At 68.3% G+C, this 19,224-nt stretch carries 24 protein-coding genes; 14 read left to right on the top strand and 10 right to left on the bottom strand.

Annotation, left to right across the window (positions count from 1 at the left end):
- Positions 1-117 precede the first annotated feature (117 nt).
- The gene (locus tag ACQEU1_RS17690; protein ID WP_433202445.1) at positions 118-540 is read right to left on the bottom strand and encodes a type II toxin-antitoxin system PemK/MazF family toxin; all 423 of its coding nucleotides are present in this window, start codon (positions 538-540) and stop codon (positions 118-120) included.
- An 89-nt stretch (positions 541-629) separates the two neighbouring features.
- Between ACQEU1_RS17690 and lepA the strand changes: the two genes are divergently transcribed.
- Together lepA and ACQEU1_RS17680 are read left to right on the top strand one after the other, a co-directional pair.
- Positions 630-2,465 (top strand): translation elongation factor 4, encoded by a 1,836-nt coding sequence (lepA, locus tag ACQEU1_RS17685; protein ID WP_285645378.1) that lies wholly within the window; start codon positions 630-632, stop codon positions 2,463-2,465.
- A gap of 56 nt (positions 2,466-2,521) precedes the next feature.
- Complete coding sequence (locus tag ACQEU1_RS17680) at positions 2,522-3,058, top strand: EF-hand domain-containing protein (protein ID WP_433202442.1); 537 nt, start codon at positions 2,522-2,524, stop codon at positions 3,056-3,058.
- Here the strand turns inward: ACQEU1_RS17680 and ACQEU1_RS17675 are convergent.
- Positions 3,025-3,405 (bottom strand): PPOX class F420-dependent oxidoreductase, encoded by a 381-nt coding sequence (locus tag ACQEU1_RS17675; RefSeq protein ID WP_433202439.1) that lies wholly within the window; start codon positions 3,403-3,405, stop codon positions 3,025-3,027. The two genes, ACQEU1_RS17680 and ACQEU1_RS17675, sit on opposite strands and share 34 nt — an antisense overlap.
- Entirely contained in the window at positions 3,402-3,992 is a 591-nt protein-coding gene (locus ACQEU1_RS17670) for a dihydrofolate reductase family protein (protein ID WP_433202436.1), read from the bottom strand. Before ACQEU1_RS17670 ends, ACQEU1_RS17675 begins: the two co-directional genes overlap by 4 nt.
- An 89-nt stretch (positions 3,993-4,081) precedes the next feature.
- Between ACQEU1_RS17670 and ACQEU1_RS17665 the strand changes: the two genes are divergently transcribed.
- Together ACQEU1_RS17665 and ACQEU1_RS17660 are read left to right on the top strand one after the other, a co-directional pair.
- Positions 4,082-4,540 (top strand): winged helix-turn-helix transcriptional regulator, encoded by a 459-nt coding sequence (locus ACQEU1_RS17665; protein ID WP_433202433.1) that lies wholly within the window; start codon positions 4,082-4,084, stop codon positions 4,538-4,540.
- A 38-nt stretch (positions 4,541-4,578) separates the two neighbouring features.
- Entirely contained in the window at positions 4,579-5,190 is a 612-nt protein-coding gene (locus ACQEU1_RS17660; protein ID WP_433202430.1) for a class I SAM-dependent methyltransferase, read from the top strand.
- 54 nt (positions 5,191-5,244) lie between these two features.
- On the opposite strand, the gene ACQEU1_RS17655 is transcribed toward ACQEU1_RS17660, so the two are convergent.
- Positions 5,245-5,472, bottom strand: a complete 228-nt coding sequence (locus ACQEU1_RS17655; RefSeq protein ID WP_433202427.1) for a hypothetical protein — start codon at positions 5,470-5,472, stop codon at positions 5,245-5,247.
- A 74-nt stretch (positions 5,473-5,546) separates the two neighbouring features.
- Positions 5,547-5,978, bottom strand: a complete 432-nt coding sequence (locus ACQEU1_RS17650; RefSeq protein ID WP_433202424.1) for an HD domain-containing protein — start codon at positions 5,976-5,978, stop codon at positions 5,547-5,549.
- Positions 5,979-6,079: 101 nt separating this feature from the next.
- On the opposite strand from ACQEU1_RS17650, the gene ACQEU1_RS17645 reads away from it, so the two are divergent.
- The 4 genes from ACQEU1_RS17645 to ACQEU1_RS17630 all read left to right on the top strand — a co-directional run bounded on the left by ACQEU1_RS17645 (position 6,080) and on the right by ACQEU1_RS17630 (position 11,780).
- Positions 6,080-7,546, top strand: a complete 1,467-nt coding sequence (locus ACQEU1_RS17645) for a chitinase (protein WP_433202421.1) — start codon at positions 6,080-6,082, stop codon at positions 7,544-7,546.
- Between the two features lie 124 nt (positions 7,547-7,670).
- Positions 7,671-8,717 (top strand): NAD(P)H-dependent flavin oxidoreductase, encoded by a 1,047-nt coding sequence (locus tag ACQEU1_RS17640; protein WP_433202418.1) that lies wholly within the window; start codon positions 7,671-7,673, stop codon positions 8,715-8,717.
- 10 nt (positions 8,718-8,727) lie between these two features.
- Positions 8,728-10,251, top strand: a complete 1,524-nt coding sequence (locus ACQEU1_RS17635) for a DUF885 domain-containing protein (RefSeq protein ID WP_433202415.1) — start codon at positions 8,728-8,730, stop codon at positions 10,249-10,251.
- On the top strand, positions 10,251-11,780 hold the full coding sequence (locus ACQEU1_RS17630; RefSeq protein ID WP_433202412.1) for a DUF885 domain-containing protein: 1,530 nt from the start codon (positions 10,251-10,253) through the stop codon (positions 11,778-11,780). Before ACQEU1_RS17635 ends, ACQEU1_RS17630 begins: the two co-directional genes overlap by 1 nt.
- On the opposite strand, the gene ACQEU1_RS17625 is transcribed toward ACQEU1_RS17630, so the two are convergent.
- Positions 11,755-13,173 (bottom strand): amino acid permease, encoded by a 1,419-nt coding sequence (locus tag ACQEU1_RS17625; protein WP_433202409.1) that lies wholly within the window; start codon positions 13,171-13,173, stop codon positions 11,755-11,757. The genes ACQEU1_RS17630 and ACQEU1_RS17625 overlap by 26 nt on opposite strands.
- A gap of 59 nt (positions 13,174-13,232) precedes the next feature.
- On the bottom strand, positions 13,233-14,201 hold the full coding sequence (locus ACQEU1_RS17620) for a zinc-binding dehydrogenase (protein ID WP_433202406.1): 969 nt from the start codon (positions 14,199-14,201) through the stop codon (positions 13,233-13,235).
- A gap of 70 nt (positions 14,202-14,271) precedes the next feature.
- Here ACQEU1_RS17620 and ACQEU1_RS17615 point away from each other — a divergent pair, with 70 nt between their 5' ends.
- Genes ACQEU1_RS17615 through ACQEU1_RS17600 form a run of 4 tightly spaced genes read left to right on the top strand, consistent with a single transcriptional unit; the run spans position 14,272 to position 15,662 of the window.
- On the top strand, positions 14,272-14,490 hold the full coding sequence (locus tag ACQEU1_RS17615; RefSeq protein ID WP_355305336.1) for a hypothetical protein: 219 nt from the start codon (positions 14,272-14,274) through the stop codon (positions 14,488-14,490).
- Complete coding sequence (locus tag ACQEU1_RS17610; RefSeq protein WP_433202402.1) at positions 14,487-14,942, top strand: ribonuclease domain-containing protein; 456 nt, start codon at positions 14,487-14,489, stop codon at positions 14,940-14,942. The genes ACQEU1_RS17615 and ACQEU1_RS17610 overlap by 4 nt, the downstream gene beginning before the upstream one ends.
- On the top strand, positions 14,939-15,202 hold the full coding sequence (locus ACQEU1_RS17605; RefSeq protein ID WP_433202399.1) for a barstar family protein: 264 nt from the start codon (positions 14,939-14,941) through the stop codon (positions 15,200-15,202). Before ACQEU1_RS17610 ends, ACQEU1_RS17605 begins: the two co-directional genes overlap by 4 nt.
- Positions 15,203-15,245: 43 nt before the next feature.
- The gene (locus ACQEU1_RS17600) at positions 15,246-15,662 is read left to right on the top strand and encodes a hypothetical protein (RefSeq protein WP_433202396.1); all 417 of its coding nucleotides are present in this window, start codon (positions 15,246-15,248) and stop codon (positions 15,660-15,662) included.
- 12 nt (positions 15,663-15,674) lie between these two features.
- On the opposite strand, the gene ACQEU1_RS17595 is transcribed toward ACQEU1_RS17600, so the two are convergent.
- On the bottom strand, positions 15,675-16,442 hold the full coding sequence (locus ACQEU1_RS17595; RefSeq protein ID WP_433202393.1) for an enoyl-CoA hydratase family protein: 768 nt from the start codon (positions 16,440-16,442) through the stop codon (positions 15,675-15,677).
- A 61-nt stretch (positions 16,443-16,503) separates the two neighbouring features.
- On the opposite strand from ACQEU1_RS17595, the gene ACQEU1_RS17590 reads away from it, so the two are divergent.
- Both ACQEU1_RS17590 and ACQEU1_RS17585 read left to right on the top strand, forming a co-directional pair.
- Complete coding sequence (locus tag ACQEU1_RS17590; protein ID WP_433202390.1) at positions 16,504-17,121, top strand: DJ-1/PfpI family protein; 618 nt, start codon at positions 16,504-16,506, stop codon at positions 17,119-17,121.
- Positions 17,108-17,542 carry a MarR family winged helix-turn-helix transcriptional regulator gene (locus ACQEU1_RS17585; RefSeq protein ID WP_433202387.1) on the top strand — a complete coding sequence of 145 codons (435 nt, stop codon included), beginning with the start codon at positions 17,108-17,110 and terminating at the stop codon, positions 17,540-17,542. The genes ACQEU1_RS17590 and ACQEU1_RS17585 overlap by 14 nt, the downstream gene beginning before the upstream one ends.
- Before the next feature lie 21 nt (positions 17,543-17,563).
- Here ACQEU1_RS17585 and ACQEU1_RS17580 read toward each other — a convergent pair whose 3' ends face one another.
- Together ACQEU1_RS17580 and ACQEU1_RS17575 are read right to left on the bottom strand one after the other, a co-directional pair.
- Positions 17,564-18,178: a cyclase gene (locus ACQEU1_RS17580; RefSeq protein ID WP_433202384.1), complete on the bottom strand. Its 615-nt coding sequence runs from the start codon at positions 18,176-18,178 to the stop codon at positions 17,564-17,566.
- A gap of 474 nt (positions 18,179-18,652) precedes the next feature.
- Entirely contained in the window at positions 18,653-19,132 is a 480-nt protein-coding gene (locus tag ACQEU1_RS17575; protein ID WP_433202381.1) for a hypothetical protein, read from the bottom strand.
- Between the last annotated feature and the right edge of the window lie 92 nt (positions 19,133-19,224).

The following is a 19,224-nucleotide window of genomic DNA, read 5'->3' as shown; positions in this document are numbered from 1 at the left end:
CCGGAGTACGCCGAAGCGCTGTACCGGGTGGGCGGGTTCGTGGCGGAGGAGATGTGTCCTGTGGGAGGCCGACGCGGGCACGCTGACGTTCAGCGCACCCGCGTGGCGTGCGTTCGTTCAGCGCCAGCCGTGACGGTCGCGCAGGGCGTCCACGACCTGGCCGAACGCGGCAGGGGCGAGCACGGCGCCCTCGCGGCGGATGTCGTCGTCCGAGTCGAGGGCGAAGACGCGGTCCAGGCGCAGGTAGGAGGGGCGGCCCTCGCGGTCCCAGGCGCCCGCGCCCAGTTCCAGGTAGTCGTCGCGCGGCTCCTTCGAGGAAAGCATCAACGCGACCAGTTCACGCTTCATGTGGCCCACGACCAGCAGCGGCCGGTCCTTGCCACGTGAGGCGTCCTCTTCGTAGGGCACCCAGGCCCAGACGACCTCGCCGGGGTCCGCGTCGCCGTCCATCGAGGGCTCGTAGGCGAGCTTGGCGGCTTCGGCGGCGTCGAAGATCTCGCGTACCGCGCCCTTCTCGGGGCGGGGGTCTTCACCGTTCATCTGCACGGACGCACCCTAGTGGTGCAGAGCACGTGACCCTCTATGGGACCATAAGGGGACACCCGTCCGATTTTCTGTTGAGGACTGCCTTGACCACGTTCGCCGACACGACCTTCACGCCGCCGGACCTGATCCGGAACTTCTGCATCATCGCGCACATCGACCACGGCAAGTCGACGCTGGCCGACCGCATGTTGCAGCTCACCGGCGTGGTCGAAGCGCGGGCGATGCGCGCTCAGTACCTCGACCGGATGGACATCGAACGAGAGCGCGGCATCACCATCAAGGCGCAGAACGTGCGTCTGCCGTGGCAGCTCGAAGGGCAGGACCACGTCCTGCACATGATCGACACGCCTGGTCACGTCGACTTCACCTACGAGGTGTCCCGCGCGCTGGAGGCCTGTGAAGGCGCCGTGCTGCTGGTGGACGCCGCGCAGGGCATCGAGGCGCAGACGCTCGCGAACTTGTACCTGGCGATGGAGAACGACCTCACCATCATCCCGGTGCTGAACAAGATCGACCTGCCCGCGGCGGACCCGGACAAGTACGCCAAGGAGATCTCGCACATCGTCGGCTGTGAGCCGGAGGAGGTGCTGCGGGTCTCGGCGAAGACCGGTCTCGGCGTCGAGGCGCTGCTGGACGAGGTCGTGCGGAAGGTGCCGGCCCCGGTCGGCGCCGCGGACTCCCCGGCCCGCGCGATGATCTTCGACTCGGTCTACGACACCTACCGCGGCGTCGTGACCTACATCCGCGTCGTGGACGGCAAGATCACGCCGCGCGAGCGCATCAAGATGATGTCGACGGGCGCGACCCACGAGATCCTCGAGGTCGGCATCGTCTCCCCGGAGCCGAAGCCGTCGCAGGGCCTCGGCGTCGGCGAGGTGGGCTACCTGATCACCGGCGTGAAGGACGTGCGCCAGTCCAAGGTCGGCGACACCGTCACGTCCGAGCGCAAGGGCGCCACCGAACCGCTGGCGGGCTACCGCGAGCCGCGTCCGATGGTCTACTCGGGCCTCTACCCGGTCGACGGCTCGGACTACCCGGAGCTGCGCGAGGCGTTGGACAAGCTCCAGCTCAACGACGCCGCCCTCACCTACGAGCCGGAGACGTCCGCCGCGCTGGGCTTCGGGTTCCGCTGCGGCTTCCTCGGCCTGCTGCACCTGGAGATCACCCGCGACCGGCTCGAACGCGAGTACGGCCTCGACCTCATCTCCACGGCGCCGAACGTCGTGTACCGCGTGGTGATGGAGGACGGCACCGAGCACGTCGTGACGAACCCGTCCGACTGGCCGGAGGGCAAGCGCGCCGAGGTGTACGAGCCCGTCACCAAGTGCACGATCATCGCGCCGTCCGACTACATCGGCGCGATCATGGAGCTCTGCCAGTCCAAGCGCGGCCAGCTCGGCGGCATGGACTACCTGTCGGAGGACCGCGTCGAGCTGCGCTACACGATGCCGCTCGGCGAGATCATCTTCGACTTCTTCGACTCGCTGAAGTCGCGCACCCGCGGCTACGCCTCGCTCGACTACGAAGAGTCCGGCGAGCAGGACGCGGAGCTCGTCAAGGTCGACATCCTGCTGCAGGGTGAGACGGTCGACGCGTTCAGCGCGATCGTGCACAAGGACTACGCCTACGCGTACGGCACGCGCATGGCGACCCGTCTGCGTGAGCTCATCCCGAGGCAGCAGTTCGAGGTGCCGATCCAGGCCGCGATCGGTGCCCGCGTGATCGCCCGCGAGACGATCCGCGCGATCCGCAAGGACGTGCTGGCCAAGTGCTACGGCGGTGACATCACCCGCAAGCGCAAGTTGCTCGAGAAGCAGAAGGAAGGCAAGAAGCGCATGAAGATGGTCGGCCGGGTCGAGGTGCCGCAGGAGGCCTTCGTCGCCGCGCTGTCCACGGACGAGCCGAAGGGCAAGAAGTAGGTTCAGCTGTTCGTGCGACTGTTGGCGTCCCTGCGCGGTGCCTAACGTCGATGGCCATGACCTCTGTTACGAGCCATGACAACGACGTCCGCCGGTTCCGGAAGTGGGACGCCAACAACGACGGGGTCATCGACCGCTCCGACTACGAGGCGGAGGCACGGCGGATCGTCCACGCGTTCGGGGAGAGCCTGAACAGCGGGCGCGGCCGTGCCGTGATGGAAGCGTTGATCGTCCTGCACCAGCGCCAGGCGGAGGCCGCGGGCGTCGGTCCTTCTGGCGTGATGAACCAGGAGCAGTACCTCGCGGCCAACGAGGAGCTGATGTTCGGCCGCGGCGACCAGGGTTTCGACGACCTGCTGCGGCCCGCCATCGCCGCGATCGCCGACCTGTGCGACACCGACCGCGACGGGCTGGTGAGCAAGGTGGAGCTGCGGCAGTGGCTCGGGAACGCGGTGGGGTTGAGCGACGCCGACTCCGACGCGGCGTTCGACCGGATCGACCTGGACGGCGACGGGGCGCTCACGGTGGACGAGTTGGTGATCGCCGTGCGCGAGTTCCACTACGGGCGGTTGGACATCGCGTTGCTGGGCTGAATCAGGGCGACGACCCGTTCGTCGTCGCGTCCGTAAGGCGTGCCGATGTACTTCAGCGCGATGGCGTCCACGATCTGCCACGCGGCGTCGCCGGTGATCCACTCCACCACCCGTCCGCGCAGGGTGATCGGGTGGAACGGGTTGTCCGGCGGCGTCAGGGAGATCGCCACGCGCGGGTCGCGGCGCAGGTTGCGGGCCTTCTGGGACTTCGGGCCGGTGAGGATCGCGATGTGGTCGCCGTGCGTGCCGATCCACAACGGCACGGAGTGCGGTGCGCCGTCGGGCAGCAGGGTGGCCAGGTGGGCGATCGGGGTGCCGTCGAGCACCGCGCGGAGGTCGTCGTTCATCGCTGCACCTCGTAACGGAGGTGCGTCACGCCGGGGGCGGGGACTGCCTCGATCAGGTTCAGGCGCACGTGGTCCGGGAGTTCCTGGAAGAACGGGCGGCCGGCGCCGAGCAGGACGGGGACCTGGTGCAGCACGATCTCGTCTACCAGGCCCGCGCGCAACGCCGACGTCAGCACGCCGCCGCCCATGAGGCCCACGTCGCGGCCGCCGGCGAGGTCGCGGGCCGCGGCGACGGCGGACTCGATCGAGTCGGCCGGGGTCTGCTGGGAGGAGAGCGTCGGCACCGCGGAGCGGCTCAGCACCACGACTCGGGTGTTCGGGGCCGGGCTGCCGCCGCCGAAGCGTTCGGAGTCCTCGTAGGTCTTGCGGCCCGCGACGATCGCGCCGAGGCGGGAGGCGAGCGAGTCGAACAGTGGTGCGCTGGCCTCGCTCAGCTTGAAGCCGTCGAAGACCGTGCTCGGGACGGTGCCGTCGAAGTACCAGTCGAAGAGCTGCCCGCCGTCGCCGAGGCCGTGGCCCGGCCGGGCGTCCCGTCCGGTGATGTACCCGTCGACCGACACCGCGTGGGCGCTGATCACCTTGCTCATCGCAACCTCCTTTGAGTTCCTTTAAGAGACTCCATGACCGTAGCAGGCACAGTTCCTTAAGGGAACCCCGAACTGCTAACCTCGGTGTCATGCAGCGGACCAGCTTCAGCGGGATGGCGTGTTCGATCGCCCGCACGCTCGACGTCGTGGGGGAGCCCTGGACGCCGTTGATCCTGCGGGACGTGTGGGTCGGCATGAATCGGTTCGAGCAGCTCCAGGCCGACCTCGGGATCTCCCGCAAGGTGCTGACCGAACGGCTGAACCACCTGGTGGAGCAGGGAGTCCTGGAACGCAGGCCGTACGACCAGCGGCCGCGCTACGAGTACGTGCTCACGGTCAGGGGCACCGAGTTGATCGACCTGCTCATGGTCATGAAGGGCTGGGGCGACCGGTGGCTCGCGCCGGACGGGCCGCCGGTGCTGTACCGGCACCACGCGTGCGGGGAGATCGCGGACGTCGAGCTGCGGTGCGATCACTGCGGTGAGCCGATGCGGGCGGGCGACGTCGACCTGCTGCCCGGCCCTGGCGTTGCTGGATCGGCAACGTAGTTTGCCGTAACGGCACGAAGGCGAGCATCGTCAGAACCATGACGACCGCACAGGAGTTCTGGGAGACCTTCTACTCGGAGCGGGACCAGGTCTGGTCCGGCAACCCGAATCCGCTGCTGGTGCGCGAGGTGGAACGGCTCGCGCCCGGCAGTGCGCTCGACCTCGGGTGCGCCGAGGGCGGCGACGCCGTCTGGCTCGCCAAGCGCGGGTGGCGGGTGCTCGGCGTCGACGTGTCGCAGGTCGCGCTCGACCGGGCGATCCGGCACGCCTACGACGCCGGCGTCGAGATCTCGGTGGAGCAGCACGACCTCAAGGTCACGTTCCCCGACGGCCTGTACGACCTGGTCAGCGCCCAGTTCCTGCACTCGCCGGTGGAAGAGGACGGCGAACGCAACAGCATCCTCAAGCGCGCTTCCCAGGCCGTCGCGCCGGGCGGGCACCTGGTCGTCGGCGGGCACGCGGGCGCGCCGTCGTGGTCGCCCCACCAGGACTACTACTTCCCGACGACCAAGGACGTGCTCGACCACCTGAAGCTCAAGGACAACTGGATCATCGTCACCGACGACGTGGTGGAACGGCCGCTGGTCGGGCCCGAGGGGCAGCAGGAGATGCGCAAGGACAACGTCCTCACCCTCAAAAGACTCTTCTGAAAACGCGAAGGCCACCCTCGGCATCGTTGCCGGGGTGGCCCAAGGATGTGTTCGTCAGGCGGAGCGCAGGAGGCGGTCCATGGCCTGGCGGTTGATGATCGAACGGAGCTCGCCGGTCGCCTCCGCGGGGTGCCGCGAGAGGATGGCGTCCAGTTCGAGTCGGTCGCTCTCCGTGGTGTAGCTGGCCAACTGCCGCTCCAGGCTCTGCCGCTTCACCCGAGCCGCGCGGCGCGTGGCAAGGGTCGAACGCAGGGACTTGACGGACAGGTCGTGGCGGGTCATCGGATCCTTCCAATCTTGGTTACGATCCGATAATACACGCTGCTAGGGGCATCTGTACCGATATAGAAGGCGAGCTAGCTCACGTACTCCGCGAGCAACCCCAGCGCCCGCGCGTACTTGGCCTGCAGACGTTCCCTCGTGGCGTCGTCCAGCTGGGCCATCCTGGCGGGGGAGAGGTTGTCGCCGATGTCCGCGCGCTTCACGGAGAGTGCCAACGGGTTCGCGGCGACTCGGCGCAGGTAGTCCTCCTGCGGCTCCTCCGGCAGGTGCGACAACGCGACCACGGCGTCCACGACGGCAGCGGGGCAGCCGCGCGAAGCAAGATCTTCAGCCGTCACCCACGTGTCCTCGATGACGTCGTGCAGCACGGCGGTCATCTGCTCGTGCTCGCCGGTCACGGAAGCCATGACCCGCAACGGGTGCCCGATGTACGGCCGGCCCGACTTGTCGACCTGCCCGTCGTGCGCGGAGGTGGCCAGTGCGATCGCGTCTTCGAGGGTGAACACGGCATCAAGCTAAACCAGGTCTTGACCGGACGCAGTGGTCTAGTCCATTTTTAGTCCACTCACAAAACATGGCCGCCGCATGAGTTGTGTGGAGGTGGACCATGTCCAAGGCCAGACGAGCAGCCATCGCGCTGCTGTCCGCGCTGCTAGCGTGCGCCGGTCTGGTGTTGGTGATCAACGGCAACGCCGCCGCCGCGAACCTCGCGGCCAACAGCGGCTTCGAGGCCGGCAACCTCAGCGGCTGGACCTGCACCGAAGGCACGAGCGTCAGCAACAGCACCAAGCGCACCGGCCAGTACGCGCTGCAGGGCGCGCCGGTCGGCCAAAGCAACGCGCGGTGCCAGCAGACCGTTTCGGTGCAACCGAACACGGCCTACAAGCTGAGCGCGTGGGTCCAGGGCAGCTACGTCTACCTCGGCGTCACCGGTGGCGTGGAGAAGAACACCTGGACGCCCGGCTCGAGCGGCTTCAGCCAGCTGACCGTCGACTTCACCACCGGCAGCGCCACCAGCGTCACGATCTACCTGCACGGCTGGTACGGCCAGCCCGCCTACTACGCCGACGACGTCAACCTCGACGGTCCCGGCACGCCGCCGACGACCACGAGCACGACGACGTCGACCACCACCACTACGACGACCACGACCACCACCACGACGGGCAACCCGCCGAACACCGGTTTGCCGAAGCACGTCCTCACGGGCTACTGGCAGAACTTCTACAACGGTGCGCGCGCTCTGAAGCTGGCTGACGTCCCCACCACCTACGACATCATCGCGGTCTCGTTCGCCGACGCCACGGCGGTGCAGGGCCAGGTCGCGTTCAACCTCGACCCCGGTCTGAGCAGCCAGCTCGGCGGCTACACCGACGCGCAGTTCCGCGCGGACATCCGGACGGTCCAGAACCGCGGCCAGAAGGTGATCATCTCCGTCGGCGGTGAGAAGGGCACGATCAGCGTCGGCAACTCCACGGCCGCCACGAACTTCGCCAACAGCGTCAAGGGCCTCATCTCGTCCTACGGCTTCAACGGCGTCGACATCGACCTGGAGAACGGCGTCAACGCCCAGTACATGGGTCAGGCGCTGCGCGACATCTACAACGGCGGCGGCAAGGTCCTCACGATGGCGCCGCAGACGATCGACATGCAGAACGTCAACGCCGAGTACTTCAAGCTGGCGCTGGCGACCAAGGACATCCTGACGATCGTCAACATGCAGTACTACAACTCCGGCTCGATGCTCGGCTGCGACCAGCAGGTCTACAGCCAGGGCACGGTCAACTTCCTGACCGCGCTCGCCTGCATCCAGCTCCAGAGCGGTCTGCGGGCCGACCAGGTGGGCCTCGGCCTGCCCGCGTCGCCGTCCGGAGCCGGTGGTGGCTACCAGTCGCCGTCCAACGTCAACAACGCGCTCAGCTGCCTCGCCCGCGGCACCAACTGCGGGACGTTCAAGCCGAGCACGACCTGGCCGTCGATCCGCGGCGCCATGACGTGGTCGATCAACTGGGACGCCTCGAACAACTGGCAGTTCGCCAACACGGTCGCCCCTCATCTGGACTCCCTGCCCTAGATGATGGAACCGGTCGGCGCCACGTCCACTGTGGACGTGGCGCCGATGCGCGCCAGTCGTTGCGTCATCAAGAACACAGGCCTTCACCAGGCATTCGTCGCCCGATCCAACTAGGTTGTCCTCCATGTTCCCCACGCTGGGTGTCCCCGTTATCGCCGCGCCCATGGCAGGTGGCCCCTCCACCCCCGAACTGGTCGCCGCGGTCAACGAGGCGGGCGGGATGGGGTTCCTCGCCGCCGGCTACGTCACGGTCGAGCAGCTCGCGGAGAAGATCACGCGCACGAGCGAGCTCACGAGCAAGCCGTTCGGGGTCAACCTGTTCGTGCCCGGCACACGGCCGACAGCGGACATCTCGTCGTACGTGCAACGCGTCACGTCCTACGCGGAGAGGGTCGGCGCGGTCCTCGGCGATCCGCGCTGGGACGACGACAACTACGCCGCGAAGCTCGAGCTCGTGCTGGCGCTGCGGGTGCCCGTGGTGTCGTTCACCTTCGGCCTGCCCGACGTGGACGACGTGCAACGGCTGAGGGCCGCCGGGTCCACGATCGTCGTGACGGTCACCACCCCGAGCGAGGCCCGCCAGGCGCAGCAGATCGGCGCGGACGTCGTGTGCGTGCAGGGTTCCGACGCGGGCGGCCACCGCGGCACGTTCGCCGACGACGGCATCTCGCCCGGTGGCGGCGAGCTCTACGGCACCCTCGCGGCGATCCGGCTGGTGCGCGCCGCCGTCGACCTGCCGGTGATCGCGACCGGTGGCCTGGTCACCGGCGCCGACGTCGCCGCCGTGCTCGCCGCGGGCGCGGTCGCGGCCCAGCTCGGCACCGCGTTCCTCGGCTGCCCGGAGGCCGGAACCAATGCGGCCCAACGGGAAGCGCTCGCCGAAGGAGCCCGGCGCACGGCGCTGACCCGCGCGTTCAGCGGACGCCCTGCCCGGGGCCTGGTGAACCGGTTCCTCATCGAGAACACCCCGCACGCGCCCGCCGCGTACCCGAACGTGCACCACCTCACCAAGCCGGTGCGCGCCACCGGTGAGGTCGAGGTCATGTCCCTGTGGGCAGGCACGACCTACCCGCTCGCGACGGCCGAACCCGCGGGCGAGGTCGTGCGCAGGCTCGGCGCCGAGCTCGAAGAAGCGGTCAAATCCCTGGCAGAGCGGTTCTCGCGGGGCTAAGAAGGAGAGCGTGACCTCGCTCTCGGACAAGACCTTCCAGGCGATGATGGACTGGTATCCGTACTTCGCCACGCTCGTCGGCGTTCCCGGCTGGGACGACCGGCTCGAGGACCCCAGTCCGGAAGGCCATCGCGACCTGCGGGCCAGACTGACCGACGTGCTCGACCGGCTCGACGCGAGCGACGAGGACCCGGTCTCGAAGGACGTGATCCGGCACCAGGCGACGTCGATCATCACCATGATCGACGCCCGGCTGGTCGAGCACAGCGTGGCGCGCGGGCTGAACTCGCCGGTCTCGGTGCTGCTCCGGTCCACCTCGCAGATCGACTTCTCGCAGCGGGTGTCCGGGATCCCGCGCTTCCTCGACCAGGTGGCGGGCCGGCTCGCCGGCTCCGACCGCCGGCCGCTCGCCCGGCACGTGCTCAGCGGCGCGGACCACGTCGAGAGGTTCCTCGCCTCGCCCCGGCAGGAGTGGGAGGGCGACGCGGACGTGCGCCCGGCGTTCGCGAAGTACCGCGAAACCCTGCTGGGCGTGCCCGGACGGCCCGACGAGCAGGCAGGGCTGTGCTGGCTGCCCGAGGGCGAGGAGAACTACCGCAAACTGGTCCGCGACTACACCACGGCGTCCTACACGCCCGACGAACTGCACCGGCTCGGACACGACCTGATCGCCGGGCTGCGCGAGGAGTACGCCGAGATCGGCTCACGGCTCTGGGGCACCTCGGACGTGCAGGAGATCTTCCGTCGGTTGCGCACGGAACTGTTGTGGGCCAAAGAAGAAGACATGCTCGTCAGTGCCGAGCAGGCCGTCGTGCGGGCGAACGCCGAGGCGCCGAAGTGGTTCGGGAGGCTGCCGAAAGCCCGGTGCGAGGTCAGGTTCACGCCGGAGCAGGACCGCGCCAACGCGCCGTTCGCCTACTACGTCGACGCGGCGCTCGACGGTTCACGGCCGGGCGTCTACTTCCTGAACCCGTTCGACGCCACCTCGCGCAGCCGCACGGTGTCCGAGGTGACGGCGTTCCACGAGGCCGTTCCCGGGCACCACTTCCAGATCTCGATCGCCGCCGAGACCGAGCTGACGAACGTGCGCAAGTTCGCGTTCGTCGACTCCTACCTCGAAGGCTGGGGCCTCTACACCGAACGCCTGGCCGACGAGATGGGCCTCTACTCCTCCGACGAGGCACGCCTCGGCATGCTCGGCCTCGACGCGATGCGCGCCGGACGCCTGGTCGTCGACACCGGCCTCCACGCGCTGGGCTGGTCGCGGCAGCAGGCCGTCGACTACCTGCGCGAGAACACCGTGATGGACAACTCGGAGATCGAGGGCGAGATCGACCGGTACATCGAAACTCCTGGTCAGGCGCTCGCGTACATGGTGGGGCGGCTGGAGATCCTGCGCATTCGGGCCGAGGCCCGCGCGGCTCTGGGGCAGAGTTTCGACATCAGGGCGTTCCACGACCTGGTGCTGGAGAACGGCATCGTACCGTTGTCCACATTGAACGCTCTTGTCACCGAATGGTCTGGGAGGGCCTGATGTCACTGGCGGATGAGATGTTCCAGGCGGTGATGGACGCGTCGCCGCTGTCCGCCGCGATGTTCGGCCTGCCCGGCTGGGACGACCAGCTCGAGGACCTGAGCGTCGAGGGGGAGCAGGCGGTCCGGGCGCGGATCGCCGGCATCCTCGACCGGATCGACGGCAGCGACGAGGACCCGGTCACGCTCGCGGTGATCCGGCACCAGGGCCAGGCGATCATCGACCGCACCGACGCCCGCCTCGTCGAGCACACCGTCGCGCAGGGCCTGACCGCGCCGGTCAACGGCCTGCTGATGATCGCGACGAAGGTCGACGTGTCGCAGCGCCTCGACAAGTTCCCCGCCTACTTCCGGCAGGCAGCGCAACGGCTGCGCGACACCGACCGCAAGCCGTTGCAGCGCCACGTCGAGGCCGGGGTCGAGCGCGTGCAGGCGTTCCTGGACTCGCCCGCGCAGCCGTGGGAAGGCGACCACTCCGCCGAGATCCGCGCCGCCGTCACCGAGTTCCGCGACCAGCTGGCGTCGATCACGGACGGCCGCGGCGACGAGCACGCCGGCCTGTGCTGGCTGCCCGAGGGCGCGGAGAACTACCGCAAGCTGGTCCGCAACTACACGACCACCTCGCGCAGCCCGGAAGAGCTGCACCAGCTCGGCCTCGACGTCATCGCGTCGCTGCGCGAGGAGTACGCGGAGATCGGTTCGCGGGTGTGGGGCACCTCGGACGTGCCGGAGATCTTCCGCCGCCTGCGCACGGAACTGTTGTGGGACAACGAGGACCAGATGGTCGAGAGCGCGACCGAGGCGATCGCCCGCGCCGAGGCCGAGGCGCCGAAGTGGTTCGGCCGCATGCCCAAGGCCGACTGCGAGGTGCGACTGGTCGACGAGGCAGGGCGCGCGACGGCCCCGATCGCGTTCTACATGCCGGCGGCGCAGGACGGCTCACGGCCGGGCATCTACTGGCTGAACCCGTTGGGCGCCACCGAACGCAGCCGCACGCTGTCCGAGGTGACGGCGTTCCACGAGGCCGTTCCCGGCCACCACTACCAGGTGAGCATCGCGGCCGAGACCGAGATGCACCCGCTGCGCAAGTTCGCCTTCATCGAGGCGTACCTGGAGGGCTGGGGCCTCTACACCGAGCGCCTCGCGGACGAGATGGGCCTGTACTCGTCGGACGAGCAGCGCCTCGGCATGCTCGGCCTCGACGCGATGCGCGCCGGGCGCCTGGTGGTCGACACCGGCATCCACGCGTTCGGCTGGTCGCGCCAGCAGGCCATCGACTACCTGCGCGAGAACACCGTGATGGCCGAGCCGGAGATCATCTCCGAGATCGACCGGTACATCGAGGTGCCCGGCCAGGCGCTCGCGTACATGGTGGGACGCCTGGAGATCCTGCGGATCCGGGGCGAGGCCGAGCAGCGGATGGGCGAGCGGTTCGACGTCCGCGCGTTCCACGACCTGGTGGTGGGGAGCGGCGCGGTGCCGCTCTCCACCCTCGACCAGATCGTCACCGAGTGGAGCGACGCTCCATGACGGAGTGCTTCTTCGAGTAGGTGAAGTAGATGATCAGGCCGATCACGAACCAGACCGCGAACCGCAGCCAGGTCTCCGGGGTCAGGAACGTGATCAGCCAGATCGAGAAGATCACGCCGATCACCGGCACGACCGGCATGCCCGGGGTCTTGAAGGTCCTGGGCAGGTCGGGCTGCTTGTACCGCAGCACGATCACGGCCACGCACACCACGACGAACGCCAGCAGGATGCCGATGTTGGTGAGCTCGGCGGCCTCCGCGATCGGCAGGAACCCGGCGATGACCGCGGAGGCGATGCCGAGCACCCAGGTGATGCGCGACGGCACGTGCTTCACCGGGTGCGACTTCGCGAACCACGGCGGCAGCAGCCCGTCGCGGCTCATCGAGTAGCCGACGCGGGCGGCGCCCATCATGAACGTGAACAGCACCGTCGTGATGCCGAGGATCGCGCCGACGCTGATGATGATGCCCAGCGCGGGCAGGCCGATGTCGGCGAACGCCGTGGCGAACGCGGACTCCGCGTCGACGTCCTTGTAGTTCACCATTCCGGTGAGCACGAGACAGGCCAGCACGTACAGCACCATCGACACCGCGAGCGAGTAGATGATCGCCTTGGGCATGTGCTTCTGGGAGTCCTTCGACTCCTCGGCGGCCGTCGACATGGCGTCGTAGCCGAACACCGCGAAGAACACCGTCGCCGCACCCGTGAGCGCACCCGAGATGCCGAACGGGAAGAACGGGTTGTAGTTGTCCGTGTTGATGTGGAACGCGCCGACGATGACGACCAGCGCCACGACCGCGATCTTCAGGTACACCAACGTCGTTTCGAACCGTGCGGCGTTCTTCATGCCCATGTTCAGCACGTACGCGATGAGCAGGCACAACAACACGGCGAACAGGTTCACCTTGTACGTGCCATCGGCGACACCGGGTGCTTCGGTGCCCGGTGCGCCCAGCATCCACTGGGGGAGGTGGATGTCGAGCAGGCTGAGCAGTTCGGTGAAGTAGCCGGAGATGCCGATCGCGACCACCGCCACGATCGCCGTGTACTCCAGCAGCAGGTCCCAGCCGATGAACCAGCCGACGATCTCGCCCAGCACCGCGTAGCCGTAGGTGTAGGCGCTGCCCGCCTTGGGGATCAGGCCCGCGAACTCCGCGTAGGAGAACGCCGCCGCCGCGCTCGCGATGCCCGCCACCAGGAACGAGATGAGCACGGCAGGTCCGGCGGTCTTGTTCGCGACGGCACCGGCGAGGGAGAAGATGCCCGCGCCGATGATGCCGCCGATGCCGATCGCGGTGAGCTGCCACAGGCCCAACGTTCTGGTGAGCCCGTCGCCTTTGTCCTCGGCGATCTGGTCTATGGGCTTGCGCCGGAAAACGCCCTGCGTAGTCATGGGAACACTGTCACGCGATTCGTGTTCACCCGCTGACCAGCAGGGCGTTTTGTGCCGATTTACGGGCGCGTGAAGACGATCTTGCCCGCGGTCTCGCCGTCCAGCATCGCCCTGAGGCCCTGCTCGGCGTCCTCGAACTTGAGCTCGGCGCCGATCTGCGGCTTGAGGTCGTTGAGGGCGCAGAACCGGATGAGGTCGCCCAGCTCCTCGCGGGTGCCCATGGTCGAGCCGACCACGCGCAGCTGGAGGAAGAAGAGCCGCTGGAGCTCGGCGGCGGACGCGTCACCGGACGTCGCGCCGGAGATCACCACGATGCCGCCGGGCTTGAGGGCCTTCATCGAGTGCGACCAGGTGGCCTTGCCGACGGTCTCGAACACCGCGTCGACCCGTTCCGGCAGCCGTGCGCCGGACTCGAACGTGTCGTGCGCGCCCAGCGTCTTGGCGAGCGCGCGCTTCTCCTCCGTGCGGCCCGTCACCCACACACGGAAGCCCGCAGCCCGTCCGAGCTGGATCAGCGCGGTCGACACACCGCCCGACGCACCCTGCACGAGCATCGTCTGACCGGGGCGCAGACCGGACTTCACGAACAGCATCCGGTACGCCGTCAGCCACGCCGTGCCCATGCAGGCGGCCTCGGCGAACGTGAGGTCGGCGGGCTTGGGCAGCGCGTTGCGGGCCGGGACCACGACGTAGTCGGCGAACGTGCCCTGGTGCTTCTCGGTGAGCAGCGTGCGCTTGGGGTCGAGGGTCTCCTCGCCGGCCCAGTTCGGGTCGCCGATGACGGAGTGCAGCACCACCTCGGTGCCGTCGTCGAGGACGCCCGCGCCGTCGCAGCCGAGGATCATCGGGAACTGCTCGGGCTTGATGCCGACGCCGCGCAACGTCCACAGGTCGTGCATGTTGAGGCTGGCCGCCTTGACCGCGACGCGCACCCACCCGTTCTGGACCTCGGGCTCGGGGCGCTCGCCGACGCGGAGCGAGGCCAGCGGGTTCTCGGGACTGGGTTCTGCTGCGTAAACGGCGAACATGGTTCGCAACATACCCATCTTGACCGTGGCCAAATGCCGTGACACGGGTCACGAGGCTAGGCTCGGGTGCGTGGACTGGCTGGTGCAGTGGTGGGACGGGGTCGAGCTGTGGGTCGTGCAGCTGCCCGTCGCCGTGCAGTTCCCCGTCGTGATGATCGTGGTGTTGCCCTTGTGCCTGGGCGTGGCGCGGCTGATCGACCGGGTCGCTGACTGGGGCGCGAACAACCCGGCGTCCGTCGGCTCGCCCGAGCCGGAGCCGGAGCCTGAATCGGAGAAGGTCGCCGCGTGAGTCCTGGTCGTCGCCTGTCCGTCGCGCTGGTCGGGCTCATCGCACTTGTCGTCATCGGGTGGTTCGTCAAGGACACGACGTCCTCGACGCCTGGATCCGACCCCTCGAAGGCTCCGGCCACCAGTGCTGCCGCTGTTCAGGGCGTGCCGGGGGCCAAGACCTCCGGCCTCGACGTGCAGGCGCTGTCGAAGCTGCCGGCCGAGGCCGTGAAGACGTGGAAGCTGATCGAGTCGAACGGGCCGTTCCCGTACCCGCGCAACGACGGCGTGACGTTCCAGAACCGCGAGAAGCGGCTGCCGAACAAGGACTCCGGGTACTACAAGGAGTACACGGTGCCAACGCCGGGAAGCCCTGACCGGGGTGCGCGGCGGATCGTGACCGGGTCGGAGAAGGAAGTCTTCTACACCGGCGACCACTATTCGTCGTTCGTCGTCGTGGATGTGGCGAAATGAAACGGCACATTCTCGTTTCGGAAAAGGCCGCCGCGATCTCGGCGATTGCCTCCGCATTGGACTTCCCGTCGTGGTTCGGGCAGAACCTCGACGCGTTGTACGACAGCCTGACGGACCTCTCGTGGTTGCCGGCAGGCGAATACGTGCTGGTCGTGCCCTCGGATCTGGACTCCTCCGTGCTGGAGGTGCTGCGGGACGCGGTGAAGCAGACCGCCGGCTCCGGTGACCGAAAAGTGCGGGTGATTCGCACGGAAAGGTGACGTGCGCTGCGCATTTCCCGTCCGGAGTGGACAGTGCCATTCCATGGGAACGCAATTCCGTCGCCTGAGCTGTGCGCTCGGCGTTGTCGTCGTGGTCGGAACGCTGTGCCCGGCGGTGTCTTTCGCCGGTGACCCCGACTGCTCGCAGGAGGGGCCTTTCACGCCGTTCGAGACGATCGACGGCGACAACCCGGTGACCATGCGCAACGGCCGGGTGGTCGAGCTGCGCGCGTCGAACAAGTCCCAGTGCGCGTGGGGCCGCATCTCGCACGGCACGCCCGGCGAGGAGATCTGGACGGACCGCAAGGAGCCCTCGTCGAACTCGCACGAGGGCTTCCTCGGGTACACCAGGATCGACTCGGGTTCCGCGAAGTACACCGACGCGTTCAAGAACGACGGCCGGGTGATGCGCGCCTGCGGTTCGTCTCAGGGCGTCATCGAGTGCACGGGATGGTTCTAGTCGCCGTTGGATCTATTGGGCGGGCACCCATGATGGCTTGCGCTTCTCCTTGAACGCGGTGATGCCCTCCTGGCCCTCGGGTCCGCCGAAGTGCTGAGCTGACAGCGCGAGCATTTCCGCGAAGACCTCGCCGAGGTTCGCGGACCGTTCCTGCTGGAGCATGTTCTTCGTGGCCGCGAGCGCGTTGGGGGCGCCGAGCGCGAGCATGTCGGTGTAGCGGCGGACCTCGGCCTCGACGTCGTCGGTGGCGGCGTTGAGCAGGCCGATCTCCTTGGCGCGCTGGGCGTCGAAGGTCTCGCCGGTCAGGAACAGCTCGTGCGCCTGGCGGGGGAGCAGCCGCGGTAGCACCGTCACGGAGATGACCGCGGGCACGACGCCGATCCGGACCTCGCTGAACGCGAAGGTGGCCTTGACGTCCGCGACGGCGATGTCGCACGCCGCCACGATGCCGACGCCACCCGCGCGGGCCGGGCCGTTGAGCGCGGCGACGACCGGCTTCGGGCTGGTCCAGAGCTGTTCGAGGATCGCGGGGAACTCGTTGACGCCCTGGTCGCCCGCGCTCGCGCCGGCGGCCTCCTTGAGGTCCATGCCGGAGCAGAACACGGAACCCGTGTGCGTCAGCACGACCACCCGCACGTCGTCGTCCTTTGCCGCTGAGCTCAGGTGGTCCCTGAGCTCGCGGCGCAGCTGTGACGACAGCGCGTTGCGGTTGTGGGGGGAGTCCAGCGTGACCGTCGCGATGCCACGCCGCACCTCGTAGTGGACCAGCTCGTCTGCCATGTCGCTGACCTTAGTCGCTCGCTGATTGACAGTATGCTGTCAACTATGACAGTCTGCTGTCATGACGCAGACGGTGTACCTCGCGCTGACCGACCGGCTCGCCGACTGGGAGTACGGGCACGTGGCGGCGCAGGTGAGCATCCAGCACTTCCAGCAGCAGCCGGGGCGTTACGAGATCCGGACGGTGGGGCTGACGCTGGACCCGATCCGCACGGTCGGCGGGGTGCGGATGCTGCCGGACGTGGCGCTGGCCGACGTTTCCGTCGAGGACGCGGCGATGCTCGTGCTGCCGGGCGGCGACGGCTGGGAGGACGCCACGCTGGTGGCGGCGTTCGGTCAGCTGGCGCGGCGGTTCCGTGCCGCTGGCAAGCCGGTGGCCGCGATCTGCGGCGCGACGGTCGCGCTGGCCGCCGCGGGGCTGCTCGACGACGTGGCGCACACGTCGAACTTCGTTGGCGCGCTTGGTTCTTACGGCGGCGCTTCGCTGTACCGCGACGAACGCGTCGTGCGCGACCAGGGCGTGATCACGGCCGGTGGAGCTTCTTCGTTGGAGTTCGCGAGGGAGGTGCTGGCGGAGCTGGAGACCTTTGCGCCGCCCACGTTGCAGGCCTGGTACGAGTGGAACCGCGAGGACACCGCCGAGGCGTTCGGGAAGCTGGTGGCGAGTGTCCAGGAGTGAGTCCGGCGACGTCCTGACCGACGTCGTGATGCGCACTTTCCGCTTGTACGGCGCGTTTCTCGACGCGGCCGAGGTGATGACGAAGCCGGTAGGTCTGACGGCGGCGTGGTGGCAGGTGCTCGGCGCCGTGCTGCGCGAACCGTTGTCGGTGTCCGGCGTGGCGCGGGAGATGGGCTTGACCCGCCAGTCCGTGCAACGGATAGCGGACCTGTTGGTGGACAAGGGTTTGGCCGAGTACCTGCCCAACCCGGCACACGCCCGCGCAAAGCTCCTGCGGCCCACGACCGAGGGGTATGCGGCTGTTTCTCGTTTGCGGGAAGCGCAACACGAGTGGGCCAACCGCGTCAGTGCGCAGGTCTCCGTGGAAGACCTGCGCACGACGCTCGCCACGATGACCGCCCTGGTGGCGGCTACGTCCTGATGCCCGGCAGGGGGTGGGGCATCAGCCGATCGTGGTCGTGGTGAGGACGGGACTCGGGTCCGGGTAGCCCTTCGCGGCCGCGTTCACCGGGAACCCGATGACGCTGACGACGGCGGTGAAGGTGAGACCGGGGGCGTCGTAGCTGGTGCCACCCAGCTTCGTGGTGATCGTCCCGGTCCCGCCGGCCTGCAGGTTGATCGTGACGGTGGGCAGCTCGAAGTCAGCCCCGCCCTTGATCGGCCCGGGCACGGTGAGCACGACGTCGTTGCCCTGCAAGGCGATCGTCGGCGTGCCACCCAACCCGGCCCCACCGGCCAGCGAGGCGGACGTGAACTTGGAGTTGCCCGGCACGGGAAGCTTGAGGGCGAGGCCCTTGATCTCCCGGACCTGCCGCCCACCCGCCTCGGCGGGAACCTTGTTGGGCGCGGGGTCGATGGTGACCTTGACGGCCCCGTTGGGCGCGACCGTCGCCGGCGCCGAAGCGTCAACGCCCTGGTCGAGCGTGAAGTCCGTCGTCTGCCCGACGGCACTCGCGCGAAGCTTGTAGGTGATGGTCTGCGGGGCTGCGGACGCGTTGGTGGCGAACATGAGCATCGGTACCAGTGCTGCTGCGGTTGCGATTCCGGCTAGCTTCATGGCCTCTCCCCGTTGAGTGGACGAGGGACTCTTCCAGCACGCGGCGTAACCACCTGACTACTCATGAGTAGGTTTCACGTCAACAGTTCACACTTCACATCGCCCGAACGGCTGCGCGCATTCGATCTTGTGGCGGCGGCGGAAAGTGGGTGGTCATTCGTAGTCGCGGATCATGGCGAGCTGGATCGCCATGATCCTCCACGAGGGCGGATCGACTTCGTCCGCAGAGTGGTGCGGCGCCCCTCGGTCGTCATCGCCCGCACTCAACTGCCCTCGCGGTAGGGGTCTCCGCTCGTCTCGTCCTTCGCGGTGTCACGGAGTGGCGGGTACTCGGGTGGGGGCGGTCGAATTCGGGCGGCGCGGAAGCGGTTGGGGTCAAATGTGTGCTAGGCTGTTCGCAGAGCCTCTGCCGCTAGGTGGAGGAAGTGAGCCCAGGTGCGCGTCCGGACGGTCGCTGCCTGGGCTTCGCGCTTTCTAGAGCTGCCCCAGGTCGACGACGGTCCCCGTGACGGGCGCGATGCGGCGCTTCCAGTCGCCGCCCGCACCGTGACACCACGCGAGCGCGTCGCTGACCCACAACGCCGGCTCGGAAGACGACTGGATGTGTTCGTAGACCAGTCCGGCGTCGCGGGCCTTGGTCCGGGTACCGATCACCAGCCTGTCCCTGCCGTTGGCGACGGGGTCGCGGGAGTCGAGCACCAGGCGGGTGACGCCCTGACCGATCGCATCTTCGACCAGCAGGGGGAGCAGCGTGGCCCTGACCCGTTCGCTCTTGCCGCGGCCCGCGTAGATGTTGACCACCAAGTCGCAGCACGCGAGCCTGTCCGCGATCAGCTTGCGCCGCACGGGTTTCTCGGTCTTGAAGTGCACGCGTCGTGAGCCGGGCAGCAGCAGGGCGCGCATCATCGAGCGGGTGGAGTGCAACGCGCCAGGGGAAATCAGGACGGCTGCCATGAGGTAGCCGCTCCGTTCTGACTCGTCGACGAACATATGCATCCAAACAGGATCGCAGGCACCCCTGACAATCCTCGGCCGGGTCGTTGCAG

Origin of the sequence: Lentzea sp. CA-135723, assembly GCF_050936595.1 — a bacterium.
Lineage (GTDB): Bacteria > Actinomycetota > Actinomycetes > Mycobacteriales > Pseudonocardiaceae > Lentzea.
The sequence above is the reverse complement of the archived record's forward strand: the minus strand, read 5'-3'. Positions and strand labels throughout refer to the sequence as shown.